The sequence below is a fragment of the Paracoccus sp. (in: a-proteobacteria) genome (genome assembly GCF_032007265.1).
Classification (GTDB): Bacteria; Pseudomonadota; Alphaproteobacteria; order Rhodobacterales; family Rhodobacteraceae; genus Paracoccus.
Genome location: NZ_DALZMB010000180.1, coordinates 1 through 4,144, shown reverse-complemented (window position 1 = coordinate 4,144; position 4,144 = coordinate 1). Strand labels below are relative to the sequence as shown.

Here is a 4,144-nt window from a genome sequence, read left to right as displayed (position 1 = left end):
GATTTTATGAACCAAGTCGCCCATAAGACCCATCCGGTCCTGCCGCTGCGGGATATTGTGGTCTTTCCGCATATGATCGTGCCGCTTTTTGTGGGGCGCGAAAAATCTGTTCGTGCGCTGGAAGCGGTGATGGATCAAGACCGCCCCATCCTGTTGGCGGCGCAAAAAGATGCCTCGGTCGATGAGCCCGCGACCGATGGTATCTATGAAACCGGCGTTTTGGCCAATGTGTTGCAGCTGTTGAAGCTTCCCGATGGGACCGTGAAGGTTCTGGTCGAGGGGCGTGAACGTGTGCGCATCACCGAATTCGTCGAAAATGAGAATTATTTCGAAGCGGCAGCCGAGCTGCTGGCCGAGATCCCCGGCGATGCCGATAGCATCGAAGCCCTGACCCGGACCGTGGATGAAGAGTTCGAGCGCTATGTCAAAGTGCGCAAGAACATCCCGGAAGAAGTGATCAATGCGGTTGGCGAAGCGCGCGAACCCGCACGTCTGGCCGATTTGGTCAGTGGTCATCTGGGTATTGACGTGATGAAGAAACAGGATCTGCTGGAGACCCTGAACGTCGCCGAGCGTCTTGAGAAGGTCTATGGCCTGATGCAGGGCGAAATGTCCGTGCTGCAGGTTGAGAAAAAGATCAAGTCGCGCGTCAAGAACCAGATGGAGAAGACCCAGCGCGAATACTATCTGAATGAGCAGATGAAGGCCATTCAGAAGGAACTTGGCGAGGGTGACGAGGGCGGCAATGAGCTGACCGAGCTGGAAGAGAAGATCGCTGCCACTAAGTTCAGCAAGGAAGCCCGCGAAAAGGCCGATGCCGAGCTGAAGAAGCTGAAGTCGATGTCTCCGATGTCGGCCGAAGCTACGGTCAGCCGCAACTATCTGGACTGGCTTTTGAGCCTGCCTTGGGGCGTGAAATCGCGTACGCGCAAGGATCTTGGCAAGGCTGAAGAGGTTCTGGACGCCGATCACTATGGCCTGGAAAAGGTCAAAGAGCGCATCGTCGAATATCTGGCAGTTCAGAACCGTTCGGCGAAGCTGAAGGGTCCGATCCTGTGCCTTGTCGGCCCTCCGGGTGTGGGTAAGACCTCGCTTGGGCGTTCTGTTGCCAAGGCCACGGGGCGCGAGTTCATCCGGATCTCACTTGGTGGGGTGCGTGATGAAAGCGAGATCCGCGGTCATCGTCGGACCTATATCGGCTCGATGCCTGGCAAGATCATTCAGGCGCTGAAAAAGGCGAAAACCACGAATCCGCTGATTTTGCTCGATGAAATCGACAAGATGGGCCAGGATTTCCGTGGCGACCCGGCTTCGGCCATGCTGGAGGTTTTGGATCCGGAACAGAACTCGACCTTTGTGGACCACTATCTTGAGGTGGAATATGATCTGTCGAATGTGATGTTCCTGACCACGGCCAATAGCTACAACATGCCGGGGCCGCTGTTGGACCGGATGGAGATCATTTCTCTGTCGGGCTATACCGAGGATGAAAAGCGTGAGATCGCGCGCCATCACCTGCTGAACAAGCAGATCGAGGCAAATGGTCTGCGCAAAGGTGAGTTCTCGGTCACCGATGAGGCGCTGACCCATGTCATCCGCTATTACACCCGCGAGGCTGGCGTGCGTTCGCTGGAGCGCGAGATTGCAAAGCTTGCACGTAAGGCTGTGACCGAAATCCTGAAGGGTAAGGTCAAATCTGTCGAGGTGACGCCTGAAAAGGCCGAAGAGTACCTTGGGGTTCGTCGTCACCGCTATGGTCTGGCCGAAAAGGACGATCAGGTTGGTGTCGTCACCGGTCTTGCCTGGACGCAGGTTGGCGGCGATCTGTTGCAGATCGAAGCTTTGCGTTTGCCGGGTAAGGGTCGGATGAAGACCACGGGTAAGCTTGGGGATGTGATGAAGGAATCGATTGAGGCGGCATCAAGCTATGTTCGCTCGATCGCACCTGAAATCGGGGTCAAGCCGACCGAGTTTGATCGGCGTGACATCCACGTTCACGTGCCCGAAGGCGCAACGCCGAAGGATGGCCCCTCGGCTGGTCTTGCCATGGTCACTTCGATCGTCTCGGTCCTGACGCAGATTCCCGTACGCAAGGATATTGCCATGACGGGGGAGGTCACGCTGCGCGGGAATGCGCTGGCGATCGGCGGCTTGAAAGAGAAGCTGTTGGCAGCGCTGCGCGGTGGGATCAAAACCGTTCTGATCCCGGCCGATAACGAAAAGGACTTGGCCGATATTCCGGCCAATGTGAAGGAAGGGCTGAAAATCATCCCGGTCCATCACGTCCGTGAGGTTCTTCAGCATGTGTTGGTACGTATGCCCGAGCCGATCGAATGGGATGAGGCTGCGGAAGAGGCCGCCGAAGCCAGCCGCCTTGCCGCCCTGAGGGCGGAAGGGGCAGGTGGGGCGGCGATCGCCCACTAGTCCAAATGATTAGGAAACGCGCGAAAGTTTTTTCGCGCGTTTTCTTTTGCCGTCTGCGGATTCAGCGCCCCTTCAATGGCTGGCGCACTGTCGTTTTTTCCCTTGCGCCGTGGGGATAGGGCGGCTATCTAGCCCGCGTGGGGCGATTAGCTCAGTGGTAGAGCGCTTCGTTCACATCGAAGATGTCAGGGGTTCAAATCCCTTATCGCCCACCATTTTCTCTTGCAATTCCAGTGAGTTATCGTGCGCTCTGCGCCGGTTGCGCCGTCCCCCTCGGTTCGCTGAGCATGCGGACGTGATTTCAGTTTGACAAAATCCAGCACCTTGGCTGCTTCCGTAAGATTGTCAGTAGTGCAAGCGCCCGTAGGTCAAACAGATAATCTTCATATTGCCGTGGCCGAGCTACTGGCCCACCCGAATGATCGGAGCGCGGCCCGAGACCATTGCGGCAGCTGAGCGGCGCCCGATTGTGTGCAGTGACACGACCTTGAGGCTGGATCGACGCGCCGCCCGCCCAATTCCAAGACATCGTCGGTCAGTCCGTCAGGGCTGCATTCTGTGCGGTGTGCAGTGCCGTGCATAGGCCGCGGTTAATCGGGAAGATCGCCCCGACTTTGTCGGTCCGCGCATCGTCCAAGGCAATGCGAAACTCTAAGCTTGAATTCCGCTAAATTGTGGAGGGCTTAGCCCGGTCAAGAAATGCGGGCTGCTGATCCGGGCACGGCGCGACGAGCCGGATCAGCATTCGAGGGCGAGCCTCTGGCTTCGGGCTAGGCCCGGTCAAGGTTAACGGCAATCAGGCCTGCAACCTCGTTGGGATGTGTGACGGGCAGCATGTGACCTGCGCCGGGAACACTGGCACGGCCGACATCCGCGAGGCGCTCGGCCAGCGCATCAATGATCGCGGGTACGGCCTTGGGCGATTCTTCACCCATGATGAACAGCACCGGGGCATCGATGCTTTCCAATCCGCCGGGCCGCAAAATGCGCGGAGTATCCAGATGCAGCGCATCATTGGTGCCCGCGACAATATCAAGCTGGCTGATCTGGCGCGGGGAGGGGGCAATCGTGGTGGGATCGGCGGCGGGCATTCCCCAACCCGTCAGGAACGCGGCTGCGGCCTCTTCGCGATCACCGGCCGCCAAAAGGGCATGCATGCGGGCGAAAAGCGCCTCTTGTTCGTCATCGGGGGCAGCGGCGAACAGGACGGGTTCGATCAGGGTCAGGCTGCGAACGGCCTCGGGGGCCGCAACAGCGATTCGCAGGGCGATGGTCGCACCAAAGCTGTGGCCGATCAGATCCAGTGGCCGATCGATCAAAGCCGCAACCGCGCGGGTCGCGAATGTATGATAATCGGGATCTGGTCCGGGCCAGTGCGGGCTGCGGCCATGGCTGGGCAGATCGGGGGCCCGCAGGTCGACACGTCCGTCCAGCGCCTTTGCGATTGGCCCCCAGTAAGAGGCCGAGCCCATCATGCAATGCAAAGCCAGGGCAGGGCGCGACGTATCGCCCGGCCAGTGACGCAGGTGAAGCGCGCTCATGCGATTTCGGCCAGATGGCGGTCCAGAAATTCGAGGCGATCCTGCCCCCAGAAGCGCTCATTGGTTTCACGCACAATATAGAAGGGTACGCCGAACACGCCCTGATCGATCGCGTCATCTAGGTTGCGCCCATAGATTTCAGCGCCGACGAATAAACCTTTGTTCGCGATTTCAGGGTC

3 protein-coding genes and 1 tRNA gene are annotated in these 4,144 nt (G+C 58.7%); 2 read left to right on the top strand and 2 right to left on the bottom strand.

Annotated elements, in window-relative coordinates; all coding sequences use genetic code 11:
- The first annotated feature begins 6 nt into the window (after positions 1 to 6).
- Positions 7 to 2,424 (top strand): endopeptidase La, encoded by a 2,418-nt coding sequence (lon, locus tag RTS12_RS20210; protein ID WP_312531869.1) that lies wholly within the window; start codon positions 7 to 9, stop codon positions 2,422 to 2,424.
- A 140-nt stretch (positions 2,425 to 2,564) separates the two neighbouring features.
- Positions 2,565 to 2,639, top strand: a tRNA-Val gene (locus tag RTS12_RS20205).
- A 555-nt stretch (positions 2,640 to 3,194) separates the two neighbouring features.
- Here the strand turns inward: RTS12_RS20205 and RTS12_RS20200 are convergent.
- Complete coding sequence (locus tag RTS12_RS20200; RefSeq protein WP_312531867.1) at positions 3,195 to 3,965, bottom strand: alpha/beta fold hydrolase; 771 nt, start codon at positions 3,963 to 3,965, stop codon at positions 3,195 to 3,197.
- The coding region (locus RTS12_RS20195; RefSeq protein WP_312531865.1) for a DsbA family protein at positions 3,962 to 4,144 on the bottom strand (183 nt) is incomplete at its 5' end. The genes RTS12_RS20200 and RTS12_RS20195, both read right to left, overlap by 4 nt.

Bases quoted from the DNA above. Each gene is read 5' to 3' on its own strand.
- lon (WP_312531869.1), top strand. From the start codon at position 7: ATGAACCAAGTCGCCCATAAGACCCATCCGGTCCTGCCGCTGCGGGAT.
- RTS12_RS20200 (WP_312531867.1), bottom strand. From the start codon at position 3,965: ATGAGCGCGCTTCACCTGCGTCACTGGCCGGGCGATACGTCGCGCCCT.